Annotated in this window: 22 protein-coding genes; 4 read left to right on the plus strand and 18 right to left on the minus strand. The window is 63.6% G+C overall.

What is annotated here, in order from left to right; translation table 11 throughout:
- The 14 genes from lepB to ACK4HJ_RS06930 all read right to left on the minus strand — a co-directional run bounded on the left by lepB (nucleotide 1) and on the right by ACK4HJ_RS06930 (nucleotide 14352).
- Nucleotides 1-975, minus strand: coding sequence for a signal peptidase I (gene lepB / locus ACK4HJ_RS06865; RefSeq protein WP_409829117.1), 975 nt, complete (start codon nucleotides 973-975; stop codon nucleotides 1-3).
- The gene (lepA, locus tag ACK4HJ_RS06870) at nucleotides 975-2783 is read right to left on the minus strand and encodes a translation elongation factor 4 (RefSeq protein WP_409829120.1); all 1809 of its coding nucleotides are present in this window, start codon (nucleotides 2781-2783) and stop codon (nucleotides 975-977) included. The genes lepB and lepA overlap by 1 nt, the downstream gene beginning before the upstream one ends.
- A gap of 503 nt (nucleotides 2784-3286) precedes the next feature.
- On the minus strand, nucleotides 3287-4765 hold the full coding sequence (locus ACK4HJ_RS06875) for a DegQ family serine endoprotease (protein WP_409829270.1): 1479 nt from the start codon (nucleotides 4763-4765) through the stop codon (nucleotides 3287-3289).
- A 148-nt stretch (nucleotides 4766-4913) separates the two neighbouring features.
- Entirely contained in the window at nucleotides 4914-6020 is a 1107-nt protein-coding gene (locus ACK4HJ_RS06880) for a MucB/RseB C-terminal domain-containing protein (RefSeq protein ID WP_409829123.1), read from the minus strand.
- On the minus strand, nucleotides 6017-6694 hold the full coding sequence (locus ACK4HJ_RS06885; RefSeq protein ID WP_409829126.1) for a sigma-E factor negative regulatory protein: 678 nt from the start codon (nucleotides 6692-6694) through the stop codon (nucleotides 6017-6019). The genes ACK4HJ_RS06880 and ACK4HJ_RS06885 overlap by 4 nt, the downstream gene beginning before the upstream one ends.
- Nucleotides 6695-6704: 10 nt before the next feature.
- Complete coding sequence (gene rpoE / locus ACK4HJ_RS06890; RefSeq protein ID WP_409829129.1) at nucleotides 6705-7331, minus strand: RNA polymerase sigma factor RpoE; 627 nt, start codon at nucleotides 7329-7331, stop codon at nucleotides 6705-6707.
- Nucleotides 7332-7926: 595 nt separating this feature from the next.
- A complete protein-coding gene (fabF, locus tag ACK4HJ_RS06895; RefSeq protein ID WP_409829131.1) occupies nucleotides 7927-9171 on the minus strand; it encodes a beta-ketoacyl-ACP synthase II in 1245 nt (414 codons plus the stop codon).
- A 51-nt stretch (nucleotides 9172-9222) separates the two neighbouring features.
- Nucleotides 9223-9462, minus strand: a complete 240-nt coding sequence (acpP, locus tag ACK4HJ_RS06900) for an acyl carrier protein (RefSeq protein WP_003058049.1) — start codon at nucleotides 9460-9462, stop codon at nucleotides 9223-9225.
- A gap of 103 nt (nucleotides 9463-9565) precedes the next feature.
- On the minus strand, nucleotides 9566-10312 hold the full coding sequence (gene fabG, locus ACK4HJ_RS06905) for a 3-oxoacyl-ACP reductase FabG (RefSeq protein WP_409829134.1): 747 nt from the start codon (nucleotides 10310-10312) through the stop codon (nucleotides 9566-9568).
- Nucleotides 10309-11259 (minus strand): ACP S-malonyltransferase, encoded by a 951-nt coding sequence (fabD, locus tag ACK4HJ_RS06910; protein WP_409829137.1) that lies wholly within the window; start codon nucleotides 11257-11259, stop codon nucleotides 10309-10311. The genes fabG and fabD overlap by 4 nt, the downstream gene beginning before the upstream one ends.
- Before the next feature lie 60 nt (nucleotides 11260-11319).
- On the minus strand, nucleotides 11320-12297 hold the full coding sequence (locus tag ACK4HJ_RS06915) for a beta-ketoacyl-ACP synthase III (protein WP_409829140.1): 978 nt from the start codon (nucleotides 12295-12297) through the stop codon (nucleotides 11320-11322).
- A complete protein-coding gene (gene plsX / locus ACK4HJ_RS06920) occupies nucleotides 12298-13356 on the minus strand; it encodes a phosphate acyltransferase PlsX (protein ID WP_409829143.1) in 1059 nt (352 codons plus the stop codon).
- Nucleotides 13357-13464: 108 nt separating this feature from the next.
- Complete coding sequence (rpmF, locus tag ACK4HJ_RS06925) at nucleotides 13465-13647, minus strand: 50S ribosomal protein L32 (protein ID WP_011794326.1); 183 nt, start codon at nucleotides 13645-13647, stop codon at nucleotides 13465-13467.
- Between the two features lie 156 nt (nucleotides 13648-13803).
- Nucleotides 13804-14352, minus strand: a complete 549-nt coding sequence (locus tag ACK4HJ_RS06930; protein WP_409829146.1) for a YceD family protein — start codon at nucleotides 14350-14352, stop codon at nucleotides 13804-13806.
- A 25-nt stretch (nucleotides 14353-14377) separates the two neighbouring features.
- On the opposite strand from ACK4HJ_RS06930, the gene ACK4HJ_RS06935 reads away from it, so the two are divergent.
- The 3 genes from ACK4HJ_RS06935 to ACK4HJ_RS06945 all read left to right on the plus strand — a co-directional run bounded on the left by ACK4HJ_RS06935 (nucleotide 14378) and on the right by ACK4HJ_RS06945 (nucleotide 16937).
- Nucleotides 14378-14977 (plus strand): Maf family nucleotide pyrophosphatase, encoded by a 600-nt coding sequence (locus ACK4HJ_RS06935; RefSeq protein WP_409829149.1) that lies wholly within the window; start codon nucleotides 14378-14380, stop codon nucleotides 14975-14977.
- Nucleotides 14974-15756, plus strand: a complete 783-nt coding sequence (locus ACK4HJ_RS06940; protein WP_409829152.1) for an SAM-dependent methyltransferase — start codon at nucleotides 14974-14976, stop codon at nucleotides 15754-15756. Before ACK4HJ_RS06935 ends, ACK4HJ_RS06940 begins: the two co-directional genes overlap by 4 nt.
- An 80-nt stretch (nucleotides 15757-15836) precedes the next feature.
- Nucleotides 15837-16937 (plus strand): hypothetical protein, encoded by a 1101-nt coding sequence (locus tag ACK4HJ_RS06945; protein WP_409829155.1) that lies wholly within the window; start codon nucleotides 15837-15839, stop codon nucleotides 16935-16937.
- A gap of 107 nt (nucleotides 16938-17044) precedes the next feature.
- Here the strand turns inward: ACK4HJ_RS06945 and ACK4HJ_RS06950 are convergent, their stop codons facing one another.
- Genes ACK4HJ_RS06950 through ACK4HJ_RS06965 form a run of 4 tightly spaced genes read right to left on the minus strand, consistent with a single transcriptional unit; the run spans nucleotide 17045 to nucleotide 20225 of the window.
- On the minus strand, nucleotides 17045-18091 hold the full coding sequence (locus ACK4HJ_RS06950; RefSeq protein ID WP_409829158.1) for a S49 family peptidase: 1047 nt from the start codon (nucleotides 18089-18091) through the stop codon (nucleotides 17045-17047).
- Between the two features lie 59 nt (nucleotides 18092-18150).
- Nucleotides 18151-18531 (minus strand): Rieske (2Fe-2S) protein, encoded by a 381-nt coding sequence (locus ACK4HJ_RS06955; RefSeq protein ID WP_409829161.1) that lies wholly within the window; start codon nucleotides 18529-18531, stop codon nucleotides 18151-18153.
- A 21-nt stretch (nucleotides 18532-18552) separates the two neighbouring features.
- Nucleotides 18553-19221 carry an HAD family hydrolase gene (locus ACK4HJ_RS06960; protein WP_409829164.1) on the minus strand — a complete coding sequence of 223 codons (669 nt, stop codon included), beginning with the start codon at nucleotides 19219-19221 and terminating at the stop codon, nucleotides 18553-18555.
- Nucleotides 19221-20225, minus strand: a complete 1005-nt coding sequence (locus ACK4HJ_RS06965) for an RluA family pseudouridine synthase (protein ID WP_409829166.1) — start codon at nucleotides 20223-20225, stop codon at nucleotides 19221-19223. The genes ACK4HJ_RS06960 and ACK4HJ_RS06965 overlap by 1 nt, the downstream gene beginning before the upstream one ends.
- Before the next feature lie 600 nt (nucleotides 20226-20825).
- Here ACK4HJ_RS06965 and ACK4HJ_RS06970 point away from each other — a divergent pair.
- On the plus strand, nucleotides 20826-23957 hold the full coding sequence (locus ACK4HJ_RS06970) for an Rne/Rng family ribonuclease (RefSeq protein WP_409829168.1): 3132 nt from the start codon (nucleotides 20826-20828) through the stop codon (nucleotides 23955-23957).
- Nucleotides 23958-24140 lie beyond the last annotated feature (183 nt).

Raw genomic sequence — 24140 nt, forward strand, 5'->3', positions numbered from 1 at the left:
TCAATGGAACGGGCCGATGCGCTTGAGATTGCCAAAATTCATCCAGACAAAAAAGGCCTTGCCCACGATATTGCCTTCGGGCACAAAGCCCCAGTAGCGCGAATCCAGCGAGTTATCGCGGTTGTCGCCCATCATGAAGTAGTGGCCTTCAGGCACCTTGCAGGTAACGCCTTCCACACTGTAGCGGCAGTTTTCTCGGTAGGCAAAGTTACTTGCGCCCTGCACAAAGCCAGGCACCTCCGGGTTGTTCAACAGCCGGTGCGGGCGGCCTCCGAGCTGCTCTTCAAACTGCTTGAAGTAGCGCATCGAGTCCTCTTCGAAGAAATCGGGCTCGGGACGGGTCTCGATGGCCTTGCCATTGATGGTGAGGCGTTTGTTGATGTATGCCACCTCGTCACCCGGGACACCCACCACACGTTTGATGTAATCCAGACTGGGTTGGGGTGGATAGCGAAAGACCAGCACATCGCCCCGCTCAGGCTTGCTGCCTTCCGTAATCTTGGTATGGATCACTGGCAAACGAACGCCATACGTGAACTTGTTCACCAGTATCAGGTCGCCGACCAGCAACGTCGGGATCATGGAACCCGACGGAATCTTGAACGGCTCGAACAAAAACGATCGCAGAAAGAACACCGCCGCAATCACCGGGAACAGACCAGCCGTCCAGTCCAGCCACCAGGGCTGCATGAGGATCCGGCCCTTGGCCTCGTCGGCATCGACATCGACTTGGCGGATGCCCATGCGGTCCAGTTCTGCGCGGCGCTGGGCAGCGGCGTCTTCAATGGCCTGCGCCGCACGCCGGCGGCGCGGCAAGAAGTACATGCGTTCTGCAAGCCAATAGGCGCCTGTGACCACTGTGGCCAGAAACAGCAGCAGCGCAAAGTTTCCTTCGAGCAAACCGGCGTACCAAGCACCAATGTATCCCGCAAAGGCCGCCAGGACCATTGCGGTGAGGATCTGCATGAATTGCATCAGTCTTCCACCTGCAAAATGGCCAGAAACGCCTCTTGGGGCACCTCGACCGAGCCAATCTGTTTCATGCGCTTCTTGCCCGCCTTCTGCTTCTCCAGCAGCTTGCGCTTGCGGGTGATGTCGCCGCCATAGCACTTCGCCAACACGTTCTTGCGCAAGGCCTTGATGGTCTCGCGCGCGATGATGTTCGCGCCGATGGCCGCCTGGATGGCGACATCGAACATCTGGCGGCTGATGATCTCGCGCATCTTGGCCGCCACGGCGCGTCCACGGTACGCCGACTGGCTACGGTGCACGATGATGGACAAGGCATCCACCTTCTCGCCATTGAGCAGGATGTCCACCTTCACCACGTCCGAGGCGCGGTACTCCTTGAACTCGTAATCCATCGACGCATAGCCGCGTGACACGGATTTCAGCTTGTCGAAAAAGTCGAGCACGATCTCGCCCAGCGGCAGTTCGTAAGTCAGCATTACCTGCCGGCCGTGGTAGGCCATGTTGATCTGCACGCCGCGCTTCTGGTTGGCAAGCGTCATCACCGGGCCAACATAGTCCTGCGGCATGTACAGGTGCACCGTGACGATGGGCTCGCGGATCTCCTGGATCTTGCCCTGCTCGGGCATCTTGGAGGGGTTCTCCACCATGATGACTTCGCCGTCGCCCTTGACCACTTCGTACACGACGCTGGGCGCAGTCGTGATCAGGTCCTGGTCAAACTCGCGCTCCAGGCGCTCCTGCACGATTTCCATGTGCAAGAGGCCCAGGAAACCGCAGCGAAAGCCGAAACCCAGCGCCTGGGACACCTCGGGTTCGAAATGCAGCGAGGCGTCGTTGAGCTGCAGCTTCTCCAGCGCATCGCGCAACTGGTCGTACTCGCTCGCCTCTGTGGGGTACAGGCCAGCAAACACCTGCGGCTGGATTTCCTTGAAGCCCGGCAGCGCCTGGTCTGCAGGCCCCATGTTGTTGGGGAGCTTCTTTTCGAGCGTGATGGTGTCGCCCACCTTGGCTGCCTTCAGTTCCTTGATGCCCGCGATGATGTAGCCCACTTCACCAGCGTGGAGGGCCTCACGTGGCGAGTTGGCAGGGGTGAACACCCCAAGGTTGTCAGCGTTGTAGGCCGCGCCAGACGCCATCATCTTGAAGCGCTCGCCCTTGAGCAGGCGGCCGTCTACCACGCGCACCAGCATCACGACGCCCACGTAGGGGTCGAACCAACTGTCGATGATCATCGCGCGCAACGGGGCTTCAGGATTGCCGCGGGGCGCAGGCACCTTGGCCACGATCAGCTCTAGGATCTCATCAATCCCCATGCCGGTCTTAGCGGAGCATGGGATCGCATCCGTAGCGTCGATGCCGATCACGTCTTCAATCTCGGCCTTGGCGTTCTCGGGATCAGCCTGCGGCAGGTCCATCTTGTTCAGCACTGGCAGCACCTCTACACCGAGATCCAATGCGGTGTAGCAGTTGGCCACCGTCTGCGCCTCCACACCCTGCGAGGCATCCACCACCAGCAGCGCGCCTTCGCAGGCGGACAGCGACCGGCTCACTTCGTAAGAGAAGTCCACATGGCCCGGTGTGTCAATGAGATTGAGGTTGTAGACCTGCCCATCACGCGCCTTGTATTGCAGCGCGGCGGTCTGTGCCTTGATGGTTATCCCACGCTCTTTTTCGATGTCCATCGAGTCCAGGACCTGGGCTTCCATCTCGCGATCGGCCAAGCCGCCGCAGCGCTGGATCAAGCGATCAGCCAGCGTCGACTTGCCGTGGTCGATGTGGGCAATGATGGAAAAATTTCTGATGTGGTTCATCAACGGAAAGCGTCAAGTGATTGAATTAAAACGGCGCCCACAAGAAAAAAGGGCGCGTCGAGTGGCGACGCGCCCTGAACCAACAATCATTGGCAACTGCGATAGTTGGGTCTTCATTGTAGGCAAAAAGCCCGTGTGCGGAATGCCGGACAGGAGTCGATGAGGGGAGTTGCCACGCTGCAACAAGGATTTTATACACAACTTATTCACAGTTGGCGCTGCAACAACGCTGGACAACTTGTGGGTGAGCTGTGGATCAGCTGTGCATTGCACAGCCGCATCCCGCATCGTGAACCCATCTCCGACCGATATGCACATTTAGGTTGAACAATAGCCGCTATTCTATCGAAATTGGTCGAAGAGGTTTTCAGAAGTTAGCAAAAACTAACATCTAACTGGGTCCGAAAAAGAGTTTTCACCTGCCGCTAAACTGCCCCGCCGCCGCCCAAAAAACCCCGCAATTCACACGGGGTTTAGGAAGAACGGCGGAGGTACGACGATGCTCAGCGCGCAGGGCGGATCAACGCATACTGCGCCCACTCCCCCCGGCGATACAACACATTGATAGGCTTGCTCTTGTCGGCCTTGGCCAGTGCAGCTTCAAAGTCCTTCACGCTGGCCACCTCGGTGTTGGAGATCGACAGGATGATGTCCCCTTCGCGCAAACCGGCACGCGCTGCCGCTTCGGTTGCGGCAGCAACGGCAACGCCGCCGCGCAGCTTGAGCTCCTTCTTTTGCGCTTCGGTGAGGTCCGTGACGGCCAATCCAATCTGCTGGGCGGCCGGCGATGCCTTGGGTTTTTCTTCGCGCTCGGGGGCCTTAGTAGCGGACGGCTTGTCGGGCTCGATCTCTGCGATCGTGATCGCCAGATCGCGGGACGTACCGCGGCGGAACACGGTGACTGTGCTCTTGTTGCCAGGCTTGGTGTTTCCCACCAGGCGCGGAAGGTCCGCCACCTTTTCAATGGGCTTGCCGTCAAAGCGCGTGATGATGTCGCCGGCCTCTATGCCCGCCTTGTCAGCGGGCGAGCCCGCCTCCACACCGGTTACCAAGGCCCCTTGGGACTTGCCCAAGCCAATCGACTCGGCTACGTCCTTGGTCACTTGGCCAATCTGAACGCCGATACGACCCCGTGTGACGCGGCCGGACGCACGCAGCTGGTCACTCACTCGGATTGCCTCATCCATAGGAATTGCGAAGGAAATCCCCATGAAACCACCTGAACGGGAATAGATCTGGCTATTAATGCCCACCACCTCTCCGCGCATATTGATCAAGGGCCCCCCAGAGTTGCCGGGGTTGATGGCAACGTCGGTCTGGATGAAGGGCAGATAGTCGCCGGTGTCGCGCTGCTTGGCGCTCACAATGCCCGCGGTTACGGTGTTTTCCAATCCGAACGGCGAGCCGATGGCCATCACCCACTCGCCCACACGCAGACGACTGAGATCACCCACCTTGACGGCAGGCAGCCCCGACGCCTCAATCTTGACCACTGCCACATCCGTGCGCTTGTCGGCGCCTACGATCTTGGCCTTGAACTCACGCTTGTCAGTGAGTGTCACGATCACTTCGTCAGCACCGTCCACGACGTGGGCATTGGTCATCACAAATCCGTCCGCCGTCAGGATGAATCCCGAGCCTACGCCGCGCGGCTGCAGCTCTTCTTCCTGCTGAGGCCGCTGCGGGCGTTGCTGGCGAGGCATGTTGGGAATCGGCACGCCAAAACGGCGGAAAAACTCCAGCATTTCCTCGTCCATGCCACTCGTACCGCCCCGCGCGGAGGCTTTCTCGATGGTGCGGATGTTGACGACCGAAGGACCCACCTGATCAACCAGATCAGTGAAATCAGGTAATCCCCGCACTGCTGCAGCTTGTTGCGCGTGGGCAGCCTGATAGGGCCCCATCGCAAGGCTAGACACCCCGGCGAATACTGCGACAAGGGCCACGGAGCGTAGCGAATTCTTATCAAACATTGGCATCATCAACCTTTCGTAAGCTGTGGTGACTGGTGTGAGCAAACTGTGTGTCATTGTGAAGGGCGTCCCTTCAATTGGTTCCCAGCCAACGCAGCCCGTTCGCATCGATGTGCGCAAAGGCAATGGTCAAGCGCCCCGCAATGGAAAGAGCCGGCTAGCGCACGCGTTCCAACTGCCCAGTAAACAAGCGCAGCGTCTGCAAGGGCACTTCGCCCACGGCCGTGACCCACACATCGGGGGGCAGGCGTTGCGCAAGCATCTGCGTAGCACCAACACCCGAGACCTGTGCCTGGGCAGGATGGCGCTGTGGGTCGAACGTCTCCAGAAAAAGCGACACCGACGCCAGCCCGTCAGAGTACAGGCACTGCAGCACGCTCTGGGACGATTCGTCCTGCGAAACGCTGCGACGGTGGCAACTCACGGGCACAAAACCCGCAATCTGCTGCCGCAGCTGCCATCCCTCAGCCTTTGCCGTGGTCTTGGCTAGCGTGGGTGTTACAAGCTTGTACCCATCGGTCGCGTCCATCATGCGCGAGAGTTGGTCCGGTCGGACGGAAGCGCTCAGGTCCAGCTCTGAAAAGGCCGCTTGTTCAAGCACACGCCCGTCGCCGCCCAGCGTCTGCAGTTTGACGACCAAGCCCGTATCGCGCTCGCTCCAGAGCCGATATCCAAAACGCAGCGAATCCTTGGGCTTGAACCACACTACATCCGCCACCAGGCCGGCAACCCTCTCCTGGCCCATGAAACGAGCACCGTAGAAGTTCCCAATGACCGCGCCGCTGACTACTGGCACGCGCGGGAATATGCCGGAGGCTTCGCGCTGGTCGGTGCGAACCACCCTGGACTGCGGCAGAAAAGTCCGCACCTCATTGTCCCGGCGGAAGATGGTTCGAGGCGTGCCGCTCAAGGCCTCCACCCGCTCCAACTGTTGCGCTCCATCACAAACATGCCAGATGCGCGAACTGGCCATGGCGCCGGACGCGGCCAACACCACGAAGGTCCCTGTGTAAGGGCGGACACACGGCGCGGCACGCACACGTTCAATCCATTGCGCCACATCACGCTCGCCAGCGCCCGAGCCTTCAGCGACTGCCCCCGGGTCCACCGGCGCAGCGCCTGCAGCAGCCTGCGCCCCGGCCACCAGCGCCAACGCATACAGCCACCGAGCGCTCAGGGCATGGAGGGCACGAAAGCTTGCAATCACGTCGAACTTGCTCATCGCATCAGCAGCGCACACCACCACGCCAACTCCTCGGTTCACCGTCCTGGAGACTCGAAAGTTGCGTTACGCAGAAAACCAGCGGGCATCTGCAGGGCCGATGTGCTGCCAAACTGCTTATGAGCTGCCAGCAACTCGTCCAGACGGGGGTCCCGGATCATGACCTGCTGCCCATCGCTGTCGGCCACTGCAATGACGGGAGCGCCCTGCTCTGCCGCAGCACGCTCTGGCGCCGAGGCCAACTGAGCGCCAGCGCCTGAACCGCCTCCTTGTAAGGTGGCCAATGAGGTCCACCCAATGGCCGCCACAGCGGCCAGCGATGCAAAACCGGCGACCATCTTCCAGCGAAAAACGGAGGCATTGGCCGCCGCGTCCACCTGACTGGGCACATTTGCAACCACAGTGGGCTGCGCGCCCGTTTCCAACTGCCGAGGCACCACGGGCTCTTGCGCCAGTTGGGTGCGCAAGCGAGCCAGGAACGCGGAGTCGGCTGCCTGGGCAAGATCGGGGGAACGCAGCACATCACCCACCAAGTGGTACAGCTCCCAAGTTGCCTGCCCTTCTTCATCGCAGGCGAAAGCGAGCGCCTGGCTCCAGTCGTCACCCCTCAGCTCGCCATCCGCCAATGCGGACAACTGCTCGCGTCGCTTGCTCAATTCATCCACCATCATGGCGCTCTTCAAAGACCCGTCGTTTCCTGATACAGCCTGGTTCATGTCCAATACCTCACCATCGTTTACCCGATTGGTTCTCGAGCAAAGGTCGCACGCGGGCCGAAATGGCTTCTCGTGCCCTGAAAATCCGGGACCGCACCGTGCCGATCGGGCACCCCATCGCAGTGGCGATCTCTTCGTAACTCAACCCTTCGATTTCGCGCAAGGTGACGGCCTGCCGCAAATCGTCAGGCAAAGCTTCCATCGCCGCGTTGACGGTTTGCGCGATTTCACGCGCGGCGAGCACGGTTTCGGGAGTTTCTTCGCTGATTAGTTCATGCCCCAGCCGGGAAGTTTCATCTTCCTCGTCGCCGCCCCGCAATGCGTTCTCGGAGATCACCGGGTTACGCTTCATGTCCATCAACGCCTTTTTGGCGGTGTTGACGGCGATGCGGTAGAGCCACGTATAGAACTGCGCCTCGCCGCGGAACTGGTGCAGCGCGCGGTAAGCGCGGATGAAAGTTTCCTGCGCGATGTCCGGAATCAGGTCGGTATCCCGCACCATGCGGCCAATCAGTCGCTCGATGCGGCGCTGGTACTTTATGACCAGCAGCTCATAGGCGCGCTGATCGCCCGCCACCGTGCGCTCCACCAGTTGGAGATCGCTGTCTTCGGAGGGAGAAGGCGGAATAACAGTCATGAGTACTCAGAAATCACGCCTCACGGCTGCTGGCCAGGGCGGTGTTGTCAGCGTTGTCGCCTGCGCCCGGTGTGGCGCGCGAATATACCGCACGGCGCAAATCCATCCATCTCTCGGGCTGCCGGGTCCGGTCCAGCCACAGCCAGACGCGTCTGCGCTCTTCCAGAGAGACAGCCACCCACAGACACGATTGCACATCCAAAAGGACTTCAGGCGCGGCAGAAAGTGCCAGAAAGCGGTCGGGTTGCCGCGCGTCATCTAGTTGCCAGTGGCGTCCGTCCCACCTGAGCGCACCGCACCACTGGCGTTTCCAAAAACAAAACGCTGCAATGGCAGCACCACTCCAAACGGCGTAAGCCATCCATGTAGGCCACCCTACGGCCCGTACGCCCTGCAAAGTCCACCCAATGAGACCACCCAGCCCACCAAAGGCCAGGGCCGCCAGAAGAGCCGCCAGCACCATGCTGCGCCCGAGCGGATATGACACAGGGGGCGGCAGACGGGACATGCGAGTCATTCGCCGCCAGCTGCTTGGAGCCAGAAAGCGCGGCGAACAGTTGTGGCCCGGTGGGCGCGCGGGCCTGGCCGGTCGGCCTCAGACGCGCTTGAAAACCAGCGTTCCATTCGTGCCACCAAAACCGAAGTTGTTTTTGACGGCAACATCGATCTTCATGTCACGCGCAGTATTTGCGCAGTAATCCAGATCGCACTCAGGGTCTTGATTGAACAGATTGATGGTGGGCGGCACCTTCTGGTGGTGCAGGGCCAGCACCGTGAAGATGCTTTCGATCCCACCGGCGCCACCCAGGAGGTGACCCGTCATGGACTTCGTCGAGCTCACCACCGTTTTGTAGGCATGATCGCCCAGCGCCGACTTGATGGCGTTGGTTTCGTTGATGTCCCCCAGTGGCGTGGACGTGCCATGCGCATTCAGGTAGTCCACCTGGTCGGCGTTCACCCCGGCGTTGCGCAGCGCGCTGAGCATGGCGCGGCGCGGGCCATCCATGTTGGGCGCCGTCATGTGTCCGGCGTCTGCGCTCATGCCGAAGCCGCTCAACTCGGCATAGATCTTGGCGCCGCGGGCCTTGGCATGTTCGTACTCTTCCAGCACCATCACCCCGGCACCTTCGCCCAGAACAAAACCGTCCCGGTCCTTGTCCCAAGGGCGGGAGGCAGTCTTGGGATCATCGTTGCGAGTGGATAGGGCACGCATGGCAGCAAAGCCGCCGATTCCGAGCGGGGACACAGTCGATTCTGTCCCGCCAGCCACCACCACGTCAGCGTCACCGTACTCGATCATGCGGCCCGCTTCACCGATGCAGTGAAGGCCCGTCGTGCAAGCCGTCACCACCGACAGATTCGGGCCCTTGAAGCCGAACCGCATGGACACGTGGCCCGCCACCATGTTGATGATGGACGCAGGCACGAAGAATGGCGTAATGCGCCGGGGGCCGCGGTTGGTGAGTTCGGCGTGGGTGTCTTCGATCAGCGGCAGACCACCAATGCCTGAACCGATCACGCAGGCAATGCGTGTGGCGAATTCTTCGCTGAGCGCCTCACCCGTCGGAATGCCGGCGTCCTGCACAGCCTGCGCCGCTGCAGCGACACCGAAATGGATGAAGGTGTCCATCGCGCGCGCATCCTTGGCGCTGATGTACGACTCCAGGTCAAAGCCTTTGACCTCGCCTGCGATCTTGCAGGCAAAGTTCGACGCGTCGAACTTGGTGATGAGGTCAATGCCGGATTGCCCGGCAAGGAGGTTGGCCCAGGAATCGGCCACCGTGTTGCCCACGGGGCTGACGCATCCCAGGCCGGTCACGACAACGCGACGACGGCTCATGCGTAAAAACCTTCTGCTTGGAGATCGCTGGAGTCAGGCGCGGGGCGCCGCTCAGGCCTTCTGGTGGGTGTTGGCGTAGTCGATGGCGTTTTGCACCGTGGTGATCTTCTCGGCGTCTTCGTCGGGAATCTCGATGCCGAACTCGTCTTCCAGAGCCATCACCAGTTCCACCGTGTCGAGCGAGTCGGCACCGAGGTCTGCCACGAAAGCCTTTTCATTGGTGACCTGGGACTCTTCCACACCGAGTTGTTCGGCAATGATTTTTTTGACGCGTGCTTCGATATCGCTCATGGTTTCCCTCTGGGGGTTGTGAATGAATCCGCGATTCTAGCCGCTTAAGGAGAAGCCCCTAAACGGCCCGCCGCACGGACTAACCGGCGTTAACTTGTCTCAATTACATGTACATGCCGCCATTGACGTGCAACTCCTGCCCGGTCACATAGCCCGCCTCGCGCGAGGCGAGGTACGCCACGGCATGTGCGATGTCCCCTGGCTTGCCCATGTGACCCAGCGGAATCTGTGCGTTGAGCGCTTTCTGCTGGTCTTCCGGCAACACGGACGTCATGTCGGTCTCGATGAAACCAGGCGCCACACAATTGACGGTGATGCCGCGGCTGCCAAGCTCACGCGCCAATGCGCGCGTCATGCCCGCCACTCCGGCCTTTGCCGCAGCGTAATTTGCCTGCCCCGGATTGCCCGACGCACCTACCACGCTCGTGATGCTGATGATGCGCCCGAAGCGCTGCTTCATCATCGGACGGATGGCGGCGCGGCTCACGCGAAAAACCGCCTTGAGATTGGTGTCCAGCACCGCATCCCAATCGTCGTCCTTCATGCGCATGGCCAAGGTGTCGCGCGTAATGCCGGCGTTGTTGACCAACACGTGCAAGCCGCCCTGCTGCTTGACGATGCTGTCCATCAAGGCCTCCACAGCCGCCCCGTCGTTCACGTTCAGGTTGGCGCCCCGGCAACCGGGGTGGGCCGACAGGGCCTGGGTAATGCGCTCTGCACCGTCGTCAGTGGTAGCGGTGCCCACCACTTGGTAGCCGCGCACGGCCAGTTCCAGCGCAATGGCAGCGCCAATGCCGCGCGAGGCGCCGGTGACCAGTGCCACCTGCGCGACGGATGAAGATTCGCTCATGCCAGCAACTCCCGGGTGTCGGCCAACGTGGCCGTATCAAATAGTGCCGCACCGACCAGGTCCGGATCGATACGCTTGGTCAGGCCGGCGAGCACCTTGCCCGGGCCGCTTTCAATAATGTGCGTCACGCCGCGCGCCTTCAGTGCCTGCACACACTCCACCCAGCGCACCGGGCCGAACGCCTGGCGGTACAAGGCGTCGCGGATGGCATCAGCCTCTTGCTGCACGGCCACGTCCACATTGTTGACCACCGGAATCTGCGGCGCTGCGAGCGCCACATCTGCCAGCGCCGCCTTGAGCTTTTCCGCCGCCGGCTTCATCAGGCTGGAATGGAAAGGTGCAGACACAGGCAGCGGCAACGCGCGCTTGGCGCCCGCCGCCTTCAGCACTTCACAGGCTTTGTCGACGCCTGCCTTCGTTCCTGCGATCACGGTCTGGATGGGGTCATTGAAGTTCACGGCCTCCACCACCTCGGCTGAGCCGGCACCGAACGATGCCCGGGCCTCGGCACATGCCGCGATGACCTTCGACGCCTCCATCCCCAGGATGGCCGCCATGGCGCCCGTGCCCACCGGCACGGCCTCCTGCATGGCGGCCGCACGCAGCCGCACCAGCGGAGCCGCCTGGCCCAGCGTGAGCACGCCGGCTGCCACCAGCGCCGAGTATTCACCCAGCGAATGTCCCGCCAGAGCGGCTGGAGCCGCGCCGCCTTCGGCACGCCACACACGCCACGCTGCGACACCAGCCACCAACATCACGGGCTGGGTGTTGGTCGTGAGCGCCAACGCCTCCTTGGGGCCTTCCTTGATCAAGGTGCCCAGGTTCTCACCCAGAGCGTCCGAGGCTTCCTGCAGGGCTTGCGCCACCGCCGGGTGGTCGCCCCAGCCGTCCAGCATGCCCACTGACTGCGAGCCCTGCCCCGGAAAGACAAATGCAAAAGTCTTCATCAAAATCCAGAAAATATGTATGAAATTGGGCTCTAGCGCTTATGGATCAAGCGCTAATAGCTATAACTTCAGGAGCACAGCACCCCAGGTGAAACCACCGCCCACGCCTTCCAGCAGCAGGGTTTCTCCCTTGTGGACCTGCCCGTTGCGCACGGCGTGGTCGAGCGCCAGCGGAATGGACGCTGCCGACGTGTTGCCGTGCTGATCCACCGTGACCACGACCTTGTCCATCGACATCTTCAGCTTGCGGGCTGTGCCCTGCATGATGCGTATGTTGGCCTGGTGCGGAATCAGCCAGTCGATATCCGACTCCGTCAGGCCGGCCTTTGCCAGCGCTGCATGGGCCGCCTTCTCCAGCACACCCACCGCGAGCTTGAACACTGCCTGGCCATCCATCTTGAGCAGGGGGTCCCCCAGGACCTGGCCACCGGCCACGTTGCCGGGCACACACAGGATGTCCACATGCTTGCCATCGGCGTGCAGGTCGCTGGACAGAATGCCTGGCGTGTCCGACGCCTCCAGCACCACGGCGCCAGCGCCATCGCCAAACAACACGCAGGTGGTGCGGTCATTGAAGTCCAGGATGCGGCTGAACACTTCTGCGCCGATGACCAGCGCCTTGTTCGCGGCGCCCGTCTGGATCATCGCGTCCGCCACCGACAGGGCATAAACGAAACCGCTGCACACCGCCTGCACGTCAAACGCAGGGCAGCCATTGGCGCCCAGCTTGTTCTGCAGGATGCAGGCCGTGGACGGAAACACCATGTCCGGCGTGGACGTGGCGACGATGATCAGGTCAATATCCGTCGCTTGCAGGCCCGCCGCCTGCAAGGCGTTGCGCGCGGCCTCCAGCCCCAGGTCGCTGCTCGCCACGTCGGGCGCGGCAAAGTGGCGCGCACGGATTCCGGTCCGCTCCACAATCCATTCGTCTGAGGTTTCAATACCGCGTTGGCCCAGCTCGGCCACCAGATCGGCGTTGGTCAACCGGCGGGGGGGCAGGTAGCTGCCGGTGCCGGTGATGCGGGAATAACGTCTCATCTAATTAATAGCCGCCGCAACGCCAGGCTGGGGCTGGGCATCTGCAGACACCAGCAGTGGCGCCGCGTGCGCAATCCGGGTCCGGACACGGTCGAGCAGGTTGTTGCGGGCTGCATCATACGCCCGGTTCAAAGCTTGCTCGAACGCCATGGCGTCCGCTGATCCGTGACTCTTGAAGACAAGGCCACGCAGACCCAGCAGCGCCGCGCCGTTGTACCGGCGGTAGTCCATGCGCTTCATTAGCGCTTTTAGAACCGGATAGGCGGCAATTGCCGCCACTTTGGTGAAGATGCTGCGCGAAAATTCTGTCTTGAGCGCACCGATGATCATCGAGGCCACGCCCTCGCTGGCCTTGAGGGCCACGTTGCCCACAAATCCGTCACACACGACGATGTCCACTGTGCCCTTGAAAATGTCATTGCCCTCGACATTTCCAAAGAATTTCAGATCTCCGGCGTTGCCTGCAGATCGCAGCAATTCGCCGGCTTTTTTGATCACTTCGCTGCCCTTGATGACTTCTTCACCGATGTTGAGCAGCCCCACGGTCGGCTCACCCTCGCCCCCTTCTCGCAGGGCCGACACCAGGGCCGAGCCCATCACGGCAAATTGCAAAAGGTGCTCGGCCGTGCAGTCCACATTGGCCCCCAGGTCGAGCACCGTGGTCGCACCCCCAGCCGCATTGGGCATCTGGGTGGCGATGGCGGGGCGGTCGATGCCGTCCAGGGTTTTGAGCAGGTAGCGCGCAATGGCCATGAGCGCTCCCGTGTTGCCAGCAGAGACCGCTGCCGATGCGGCACCGTCCTTGACCTGCTGAATGGCCACCCGCATTGAAGAATCCTTCTTTTTGCGCAGGGCCACCTCCACGGGGTCGTCCATGTTCACCACCTCGGTGGCGACGACCACGGTGGCGCGCTCGTGGGAAAAGGACTGGAGACTGTCAGGCAGCCCCACCAGCAGCAGGCGAGCGCCCGGGTGATGTTCAAGAAACTGGCGGCACGCCGCGAGCGTGACGCGGGGGCCATGGTCGCCCCCCATGCAGTCAACAGCCAGTGTGATCATGGGCGACTTGTCCGGCCGGCCCACAGGGCCGAAAGATGAATGCAATAGTCAAAACAAAGGCCCGCGCTACTGTTGTTGTAGCAGCGGGCCTTGGTATGAGGCGAAAAATCAGGCTTCAGACTTGTTCTTCAGCACTTGGCGGCCACGGTAGAAACCGTTGGGGCTGATGTGGTGACGCAGGTGGGTTTCACCGGTGGTGGGTTCCACTGCGATGCCCGGCACGGTCAGGGCATTGTGCGAACGGTGCATACCGCGCTTGGAAGGGGACTTTTTGTTTTGCTGAACGGCCATGATGGCTCCTGATCTGAAATGGGTTGGTAAAAACGCGATCAGCCCAAAAAGACACGATGGGGTTCGCGTGAAGCCCACGATTATAACCCAAATGATTTTTGGCCCCTGTACGGACCCGCCGGCGGACTTTTGAGGATGGCCGTTACCTCGCGCTGGTCAGCCCTTGCCGTCCTTGCGCAAAGCGGCGAGCGCGGCAAAGGGGTTGGGCTTTTCGGTGTTGGCCTCTTCAAAATCGTCGTCGGACGAAGACATCGGCACCTGAGTAGGGCACTCGTCGTGTTTTGGCACCACGGGGAGGGCCATGAGCAGCTCGTCCTCGATGAGTTCATGCAGGTCGAACTCACGGCTCATGGCCAGAAGGTCTTCTTCGCACTCGTCGTCCAGCGCCTCGGCAGTGGCCTCGTCGGCCACGAAGCGGAATTCACGATCCACCTCCAGCGGCACGTCCACCGGGGTCATGCAACGCTGGCATTCCATCGGGAAGCTGGCGCGCACGCGAATACGCATCCATACCTGACTCATCCCGCCCAAGACCGTGCGCACCTCGCCCACAGCTTCCCAGTCCACAAGCAGGTCAGGGTGCAGGCCCTTGGCCTCTTGCGCCAAGCGTTCGTACTTGAGCAGCGAATCGTGGCCCGCCAGCCGCGCGCCTGCCTGTGCGAAGGCTTTCACGTCGAGCCGCTGCGGGGAGAATTCCTTGGTCATGGCGGCAGTGTAAGAGAATCGGCGCATGCATCAATCCCCCTCCCCGCAGCGCCCTCTGGTATTGGGTTCCACCTCGCGCTACCGGCGCGAATTGCTGGAGCGACTGGGCCTGCCGTTCACCGTGGCGGCGCCCCACGTGGACGAAACCCCCCAGCCCGACGAAGCCCCGCGCGCGCTGGCCTTGCGCCTGGCGTTGGCCAAGGCGCGCGCCGTGGCGCAGCAGCATCCGCATGCCGTGGTGATCGGCTCGGACCAGGTGGCCGACCTGGCGGGCCAGCCCCTGGGCAAGCCGGGTACGCATGACCGAGCGGTACAGCAGCTGCGCCAGATGCGCGGCAACACCGTCATCTTTCAGACCGCACTGGCGGTAGTGTGCGCAGAAACAGGCTTCGAACAGGTAGACTTGGCGCCGGTGGAGGTGCGGTTTCGCACGCTTTCGGACGAAGAAATCGAGCGTTACCTGCGCGCCGAGCAACCCTACGACTGCGCCGGCAGCGCCAAAAGCGAGGGCCTGGGCATCGCACTGCTGGACGCGATCCACAGCGACGACCCCACGGCACTCGTCGGCCTGCCGCTGATCCGCACCTGCCGCATGCTGCGCGCCGCCGGGCTGGTGCTGCCATGAGCCGCCCCGCCCCTGGCACCCTCTACCTGGTGCCTGCGCCGCTGGACTTTGGCTGCGACAGCCAAGTGCCCGTGCAGGACGCCCTGCCCGCCAGCACCCTGCAGGCAGCGGCGCGGCTGACGCACTGGGTGTGTGAAAACGCCAAGAGCACGCGCGCCTACCTCAAGCGTGTGGATGCCCTGTACCCGCTGGCCCTGCCCCTGCAGCAGCAGCAGATCACCGAGCTGCCGCGCGAAGTGCACAAGCGGGGCGACCATGGCGGCAAAGGCTCGGCACCCTTCGATGCGCGCCCGCTGCTTGCCGCCGCCCTGGCCGGGCACGACATGGGGCTGGTCAGCGAAGCAGGCATGCCCGCCGTGGCCGACCCAGGTTCTTCGGTGGTGCGGGCGGCGCACGACCTCGATATCCCTGTGGTGCCGCTGGTTGGCCCGGTGTCTCTGCTGCTGGCGCTGGCCGCCAGCGGGCTCAATGGGCAGAACTTTGCGTTTGTAGGCTACCTGCCGCAGGACGCGGCGGAGCGCATCCAGCGCATTAAGGAGCTGGAGACCGTGGCCCTGCGAACCGGGCAGACCCAGCTTTTTATCGAGACACCCTACCGCAATGCCGCACTGTGGCAAGCGCTGGTGCAGACCCTGCAATCCACCACGCGCTTGGCGTATGCCAGCGGCCTCACCCTGCCCGAGGCCCGCATCCGCAGCCAGCCCGTACGCCAGTGGCGCCAGCAAACAACGCTGCTGCCAGACAACCGCACGCCGGTGGTGTTTGCCCTGGGACTTTGACCATGCTTGCTAGAAATACTCTCGTTTTGATAGCTGCCAGCGCTTACTGGATAGGCGCTGGAGCCATAATTCGTTGTGAATTGAATGGCAAGGCCATCAACATCTCCAATGGCGCCGAAACCGCCGGTCAGAGCGGGCTGGTGCGCTGCCGCGAGGACGACACAGGCCACCTGCAGCGCGAGCAGGAACTGCGCAACGGAAAGTTTGTGGGCCTGGAGCGCATGTACGACCGCGAGGGACGCCTGCAACGCGAGCGCACGGTGAACGAGAAGGGCAACAGCCAGGGCCGCGTGGCGGAGTTCTGGCCCAACGGCAAGCTGCGCCGCGAGGAGTTTGCCGAGAACGGCCGCACCCAGGGCGCCGCGCGCCGCTTTGACGCAACGGGGCGCGTCGAACGCGTGGCCTTCCATGGCGACGGGCAGGAGTTGTTCTCGGCCGAATACAACGCGCAGGGCCAGCTATCGCGCCTGATGTGCCCGCGTAACAGCGTCCTGCCCGAGGACCGCAAGCCCTGCGGCTTTGACGGCGTAATCGACACCGTGCTCCACACCCATACTGGCCGGCCCGCAGCACAGCTGCGGTACGACCAGGGCCGGCTGCTGAGCGCCACCGAATGGAGCGCCGACGGCATCGTGTCCGCCCAGCAACTGATGCAGGACGGCCGGCGCGTGCACCGCAGCTTCTACACCGAGGGCGGCAAGAGTGTGCTGCGCGAAGAGCGCGTGTATGCGCCCGACGAGCGCACCCTGCGCGACAGCCGGGGCACGCTGCACAGCCAGCGGCGCTACGGGTCCACCGGGCAGATCACCGAGCAGCGCACCTTTGCCGAGGGCCGCGAGGTGTTGCTGGAGCGCTGGTATCTGAACGGCGCGCTGCGCGAGCGCAGCGCCCTGACAGGCACCGGCGACCAGGCCCGCCTGCGGCGCGAACAGTTCCGCGACGATGGCACCCTGGCCCTGCGCGAAATGCTCACGACCGAGCACCAGCCCGTGGGAACCCAGCAGTACTTCCATGACAATGGCCGCCTGGCCGTCGAAGAGCAGTACACCGACCCGGACGTGCGCGGCCGTACACGGGCCACGGCCCGCAAGCAATGGGACGAAGCCGGCAAGCTGGTGGCTGACGACATCCTGCTGGAGGATGGATCGCGCCAACGCAAGGCGGGTGGGCTGGACAGCTGATCGCCCATGAAAAAGCCCTGGCAGGAGGGCGTCCCGCCAGGGCCTTTTTGTGTCCTTGTCTTGCCGGCCGCCTGTGGCGCGCGGCAATGACCGACTGAATCAAAAAATCAACGCAGCTGCGGTCCCGCCAGAGAAAGCGACTTGACCGCCCCCACACCAATCGCCGCGCCAAACCGCTTGACCAGGCGCTCCGCCACATTGTCGCGGCGGGTGTAGTCAATGATCTCCTCGGCCTTGACGACTTCGCGCGCCACGTAGTCGAGGTTGCCCAGCTTGTCGGCCAAGCCCATTTCCACCGCCTGCTGGCCCGTCCAGAACAAGCCGCTGAAGGTGTCGGGTGTGGTCTTGAGCCGGTCACCCCGACCGGCCTTCACCACGGCAATGAACTGCTGGTGGATCTGGTCCAGCATGGTCTGCGCGTAGGCGCGCTGCTTTTCGGTCTGGGGGCTGAAGGGGTCCAGAAAACCCTTGTTCTCGCCCGCCGTGAGCAGGCGGCGCTCCACGCCCAGCTTCTCCATGGTGCCGGTGAAGCCAAAGCCGTCCATCAGCACGCCGATGCTGCCCACAATGCTGGCCTTGTCTACATAGATGTCGTCGGCCGCCGCAGCGATGTAGTAGGCCGCCGAAGCGCAGGTCTCTTCCACCACGGCATAGATGGGCTTGTTGTGCTTGGCCTTGAGGCGCACGATCTCGTCGTTGATGATGCCGGCCTGGACGGGGCTGCCGCCCGGCGAGTTGATGAGCAGTACCAGCGCCTGCGATCCCTCGTCCTCCAGCGCGCTGCGCATGGCAGCCACCACAAACTCGGCGCTCGCCTCGGCACCACTGGCGATTTCGCCCTTGATGTCCACCACCGCAGTGTGCGGCGTGCTCTTGCTGGCACCGGGCGATGCCTGGCGCAGCGCCATGAACGCAATCCCTGCAATCAGCAGCAGCCAGGCCAGGCGAAAGAAGATCTTCCAGCGGCGGGCGCTGCGCTGTTCTTGAAGGGTGGCAAAGGCCAGCTTTTCCAGCGTGGCGCGCTCCCAGCCGGGTTCACGCGATGATTCGCTCACAGATGCTCCTGAATTGATAGCTTCTTGCGCCCACAGATCGGGCGCTGGATTGGTTTTTGGATCAAAACCCGAAGATCCGGGCTGATAGGGATTGGTCATGTCATGCGTCCTGGCACGGAGTGGGCGCGGGGTCGGCGCTCGGTGCGGTTCCCTCCGCGCTAGAACTCTAGTGGCTTCAGGAGCTGTGCAGTATGCCAGTGCACCACACCATCGCTCTCCGACAAAACAATTTTTACCAATCCGCCGCGGCAGGGGCCGCCCGCGCATTCCCCGGTGTCGGGCAGGTAGGCCGCGCCATGGGTGGCGCATAGCAGCCACTGGCCGGTGTCGTCAAAAAACCGCCCTTCCTGGTAGTCCATCTCCATCGGAACGTGGGTGCAACGGTTCAGGTAGGCATGGGGCACGCCCCGGTAGCGGATGGCAAACGCGCGGCAGGTCTGGCCCGCATACACCACATCAAAAGCCACGGCAACACCGCCGTCTACCAAGTCGGTGCTTGCGCACAAGGCGATGGGCTGCTGCTCGGCCGAGATGTTCACGTTCAGCCTTTCTACGGCGCGCTACGCATTGCGCAGCAGCCAGTCATGCAATTCGGCAACCGAGTGCGCCACATGCAGGGGGCCCAGGGCATGGAACACGTCGGGCTCGTGCGCGCCGTAGCTCACGCCCACGCTGGCGCAACCTGCGTTCACGGCCATCTGCAGGTCATGGGTGGTGTCGCCGATCATCAAGAGGCGATCCGGTGGCACATCCAACTCGGCCATCAGCTCCTGCAGCATCAGCGGGTGGGGCTTGCCGGCCGTCTGGTCGGCCGTGCGTGAGCCGTCAAACATGCCGCGCAGCTGTACGGTGTGCAGCACCTCGTCCAGCCCGCGCCGGCTCTTGCCCGTGGCCACGGCCAGCAGGTGGCCGCGCTCGCGCAGGTCGTTCAGCAAGGGCAGCACGCCGTCGAACAGGTTCAGGTCGTCCTGGTGCTGCAGGTAGTGGTAGCGGTAGCGGTTGCCCAGGTCGGTGTACCTCTCCGGGGGCACATCGGGCGCAGCATGGGCCAGGGCCTGCATCAGGCCCATGCCGATCACGTAGGCGGCCTCCTTGTCGGTGGGCACTGTGCCGCCCACATCGCGCACCGCCTCCTGGATGCAGCGCACGATGATGGCCGTGGAGTCGAACAGGGTGCCGTCCCAGTCAAAGGCAATGAGGTCGAAGCGGCGGGAACGGGTGAGGGGCATCAGGCAGGTCCAGGAAGGAAAGCAGCCAACTCGGCGGGAAGTTCGGCGTTCAGCGCAACGCGTTCGCCCGTGGCAGGGTGGTTGAACTGTAAACGCCACGCATGCAGAAACATGCGCTTCATCCCCTGCTTCTGCAGGCGTTTGTTGAGGTCGAAATCGCCGTATTTGTCGTCGCCCACGATGGCGTGCCCCTGGCTGGCCAGGTGCACGCGGATCTGGTGGGTGCGACCGGTCTTGATGGTCACCTCCAGCAGCGACATCGCGGGCAGGCCCTGTTCCGGCCGGGCCGCTGCTGTGCAGCGCACCTTGACCAGGGTGATGGAGCGCATGCCATCCGGGTCGTCTGCGGTGGTCACGCGCACGCGGCGTTCGCCGTCGGCCTGCAGGTATTTGTGCAGCGGCAGGTCGATGACCTTCTTGTTGGCCGGCCAGGTGCCGGTGACCAGCGCCAGGTAGGTTTTGCCCGTCTCGCGCTCGCGGAACTGGTCCTGCAGGTGAGTGAGCGCTGACCGCTTCTTGGCCACGAGCAGGATGCCGGAGGTCTCGCGGTCCAGCCGGTGCACCAGCTCCAGGAATTTGGAGGCAGGGCGCGCCTGGCGCAGCTGCTCGATCACTCCGAAGCTCACACCGCTGCCGCCGTGCACCGCCACGCCAGCAGGTTTGTCGATGGCGATCAGGTGCTCGTCTTCGAGCAGGATGGGGAATTCGCGCGCGGGCGCCGGGCGCTCGGCCTTTTCGGCCACCTTGTCTGAAATTCGAACAGGAGGCAGGCGCACCACGTCCCCTGCTTCCACGCGGGTGTCGGCACTCACGCGGCCTTTGTTGATGCGCACCTCGCCGCTGCGGATGATGCGGTAGACATGCGTTTTAGGCACACCTTTCAAGTGGCGTATCAAAAAGTTATCGAGCCGCTGGCCGGCGGAGTCAGCATCCACTTCCACCAGGCGGGCTGCGGGAAGCCCTGCAGAAGCTACGGGCGGTTTGGCCCCTATAATGTGTTTCACCTGCGCGTTGTCATGTAAGTGGTTGATTTGTCTGGAGTTTAGTCCACACAGCCCTTGCCCCTCGTGCAGGCAGGTCGATGCCAGCGGGCGTCGTGCGCGCAGATTGCAGGCCAGATGCCTGTGGTGGCCAGCACGCCGTGCGGCGGGCTGACAGATTGAAACACTGATACGGAATCCCCCAAGCTGGCAGATGTTCCCTACCCGGGCGCAGCCTGCCAGCGGATCAAAGCGAGCATGTGGTTGTTGATGGCATGGATGGTGACCTTGTGGCGGAGGCTGCGGCCTTTGGCTGCATGCTCAAAATCGCCCTCAGCGCACAGCCAGCAAGCGCAATCAGCTACTTTTTTGATAGCAAAACTGCGTTCCTACCACTCGCCCCCATCCACGCGCCCCTGCCTCCCGATGCTGCGCTAGAGCGCGGCAGATCATTGGCATCCCCGGCAATTCCCTTCGTTTCGATGCGTCAGTCCAGGCATTCACAGCTCCTGTAGAGCTTGTTGTATTGGTTTGGAAACTGTGGGCGGCAGCCCGCGCAGCCCTCTCCGTGGGTCACGGTTGGCTGCTCCGCTGCTGTCCGCGAAACACTGAAGGAATCGCATCATGAAGCGGATGCTCATTAACGCCACGCAGCCCGAAGAACGGCGACTGGCCATCGTCGACGGACAAAAACTCCTCGACTACGAAATCGAGATCGAAGGGCGCGAACAGCGCAAGGGCAACATCTACAAGGCCGTCGTCACGCGCGTCGAGCCCTCGCTGGAAGCCTGTTTTGTGGACTACGGCGAAGACCGCCATGGCTTCCTGCCGTTCAAGGAAATCTCGCGCAGCTACTTCACCCCCGGTGTCTCGCCCAGCCAGGCGCGCATCAATGAGGTGATCAAGGAAGGCCAGGAGCTGCTGGTCCAGGTCGAAAAGGAAGAGCGCGGCAACAAGGGCGCCGCCCTGACCACCTTCGTCTCGCTGGCCGGCCGCTACGTGGTGCTGATGCCCAACAACCCCCGTGGCGGTGGCGTATCGCGCCGCATCGAGGGCGAGGACCGCGCCGAGCTCAAGGAGGCGATGGACCAGCTCGAATACCCGAACGGCATGTCCATCATCGCGCGCACCGCCGGCATTGGCCGCACCGCGCCCGAGCTGCAGTGGGATCTGAACTACCTGCTCAAGCTCTGGAATGCCATCGACGGCGCTGCCAAGGGCGGCAAGGGCGCTTTCCTGATCTATCAGGAATCGAGCCTGGTGATCCGCGCGATCCGCGACTACTTCAACAACGACATCGGTGACATCCTCATCGATACCGACGACATCTACGAACAAGCGCAGCAGTTCATGGCGCACGTCATGCCCGAGCATGCCGCCCGCGTGAAGCGCTACCGCGACGACGCCGCCCTGTTCAGCCGCTTCCAGATTGAGCACCAGATCGAATCGGCCTACGCCCGCACCGTGAGCCTGCCCTCAGGCGGCGCCATCGTGATCGACCACACCGAAGCGCTGGTGTCCGTGGACGTGAACTCGGCCCGCGCCATCAAGGGCGGCGACATCGAGGAAACCGCCACCCGCACCAACCTGGAAGCCGCCGACGAAGTGGCCCGCCAGATGCGCCTGCGCGACCTGGGCGGCCTGATCGTGATCGACTTCATCGACATGGAAGAGTCGAAGAACCGCCGCGAAGTGGAAAACCGCCTGCGCGACGCACTGCGCCAGGACCGTGCCCGCGTGCAGTTCGGCACCATCAGCAAGTTCGGTCTGATGGAAATGAGCCGCCAGCGCCTCAAGCCCGCCTTGAGCGAAGGCTCGTCCATCCCCTGCCCCCGCTGCGGCGGCTCGGGCCACATCCGCGACACCGAATCGTCGGCGCTGCAGATCCTGCGCATCATTCAAGAAGAATCGATGAAGGACAACACCGCCGCCGTGCACTGCCAGGTGCCGGTGGAAGTGGCTTCGTTCCTGCTCAACGAAAAGCGCACCGAGATCGCCAAGATCGAACTCAAGCAGCGCGTGGCCGTGCTGATGGTGCCCAACAAGACGCTGGAAACCCCTAACTACAAGCTGGAGCGCCTGAAGCACGACGACCCGCGCCTGGACCACCTGGACGCCAGCTACAAGCTGGCCGAAGAGTTTGAAGACCCCACGGCCGTGACCCGCCGCTCGCAAGAGCCCACCAACAAGCAGACCCCGGTGATCAAGGGTGTGTTGCCCGACGCACCCGCTCCCGTGGCCGAACCCCGCCCAGAAGGCGCGCCGCGCCCGCAGCGCGCAGGCCAGCCGCCCCGTGGCGGCGCTGCGCCCGCCCCCGCACCGGCCCCGGTGGCGGCACCCGCCCCGGCTGCGCCGCAGGAGCAAGGCTTCTTCGCCTGGCTCAAGAGCCTTTTCGGCTTTGGCGACGCACCCGCAGCCCCTGCACCTGCAGCGGCCCCCGCTCCCGTTGCGGCCCCCGCTGCCGCAGGCCGCAGCGAACCGCGCCGTGATGGCCGCAATGGCGAAGGCCGTGGCCGCCGTGGTGGCCGGGATGGGCGTGACGGGCAGCCCCGTGACGGCCAGCGCGAAGGCGTCGCCAGCGAAGGCCGCGGCCGCAGGGGCGAGCGCCCCGCCGAAGGCCGGGGCCCGCGCGATGGAGACACACGCCCACCCCGCGACGCCGGCCAGCGCCCCGAAGGCGAAGGCCGCGACAACGTACAAGCACGTGGCGAAGGCCGTGAGGCACGCGGTGACGGCCGTGAAGCACGCAATGGCCGCGAGGGCGGCCGCCCCCGCCGCGATGCCGAGCCCCGCCAACAAACAGCCGGCTTGAACGGCGAGGCCTCTGCCGCACAAGTGGCTGTGGAAGGCCCGAACGGTGGTTCGAACGGTGCCGAACAACCTGCCCGCGGCGACCGTGGCCCCCGCCGCGAACGTGGCGAACGCGGTGGCCGAGGCGGCGATCGCGGTGACCGTGGTAGCGAGCGCGCTCCACGGGTGGCCGAAGGTGCTGAGGGCACTGCAGCGATGACACCGGCTGCTGCGCAAGGCGACTTTGCCGACACCGCGCCGCTGGCCTCGTTGCCCGACCTGGACCTGACCGGAAACGATGCCCCGGCCAGCGAAGAACAGCGCCGCGAGCGCCGCTCTCGCGACCGTTACGGCCGTGACCGCCGCGAGCGGGGCGACCGCGGCCCGCGCGACAGCGCCAACGGCACTCCAGCCGACGCTGCGCCCCCCGCCGCGGCCGAAGCTGCCGCTGCCAGCCCCGCCGCCGAGCAGGACGACGCGCCGCGCCGCAGCTACTTCAGCACGCAGGCACCCACACCCGTGACGGCGCCCGCAATAGCCGCTGTCGACGTTGCTACGGGCACACCTGCTCCATCCGAAGCAGTTTCCCAGGCACTCGCAGCGCCAGCACCCGCACCGGTCGTCGCCGCACCGGTGGCCGCGCCCGTGCCGGCACCAGCGCCAGCCGCCCCTGTAGCCGCGCCAGCCGCCGCAGCCACCCAAGGTAGCATGCCCCGCGTGCAGCCTTTTGTGCTGCCTGTGGACGCCCTGCAGCAAGTGGCCGCCTCGTCGGGCCTGCAGTGGGTGAACTCGGACGCCGAAAAGATCGCCGCCGTGCAGGCCGCCATTGCCGCCGAGCCACGCCCCATCCATGTACCGCGCGAGCGGCCCCCGGTGGTGGTGGTGGACGAAGGTCCGCTGGTGCTGGTTGAAACGCGCCGCGATCTGGCGGCCATGAAGATGCCTTTTGAAGGCTCTGCACCCTGAGCTCGCCTCCCCTCTCTCACAATGCCGTGCAATGCGGGAGAGGGTGTCAGCTTCGGCCGCCGCGGGTCGGCCCCGGTTTGGAATTTCTCACCGAAGCCTCGCCGGGTGTTGCCAACGCCATGCGCTGCAGATCAGCGTCACCCATCCCTAAAAGCGGCCCCGGCCGCTTTTTTTCATTACGCT

The sequence above is a fragment of the Acidovorax sp. genome (genome assembly GCF_046294525.1).
Classification (GTDB): domain Bacteria; phylum Pseudomonadota; class Gammaproteobacteria; order Burkholderiales; family Burkholderiaceae_C; genus Acidovorax.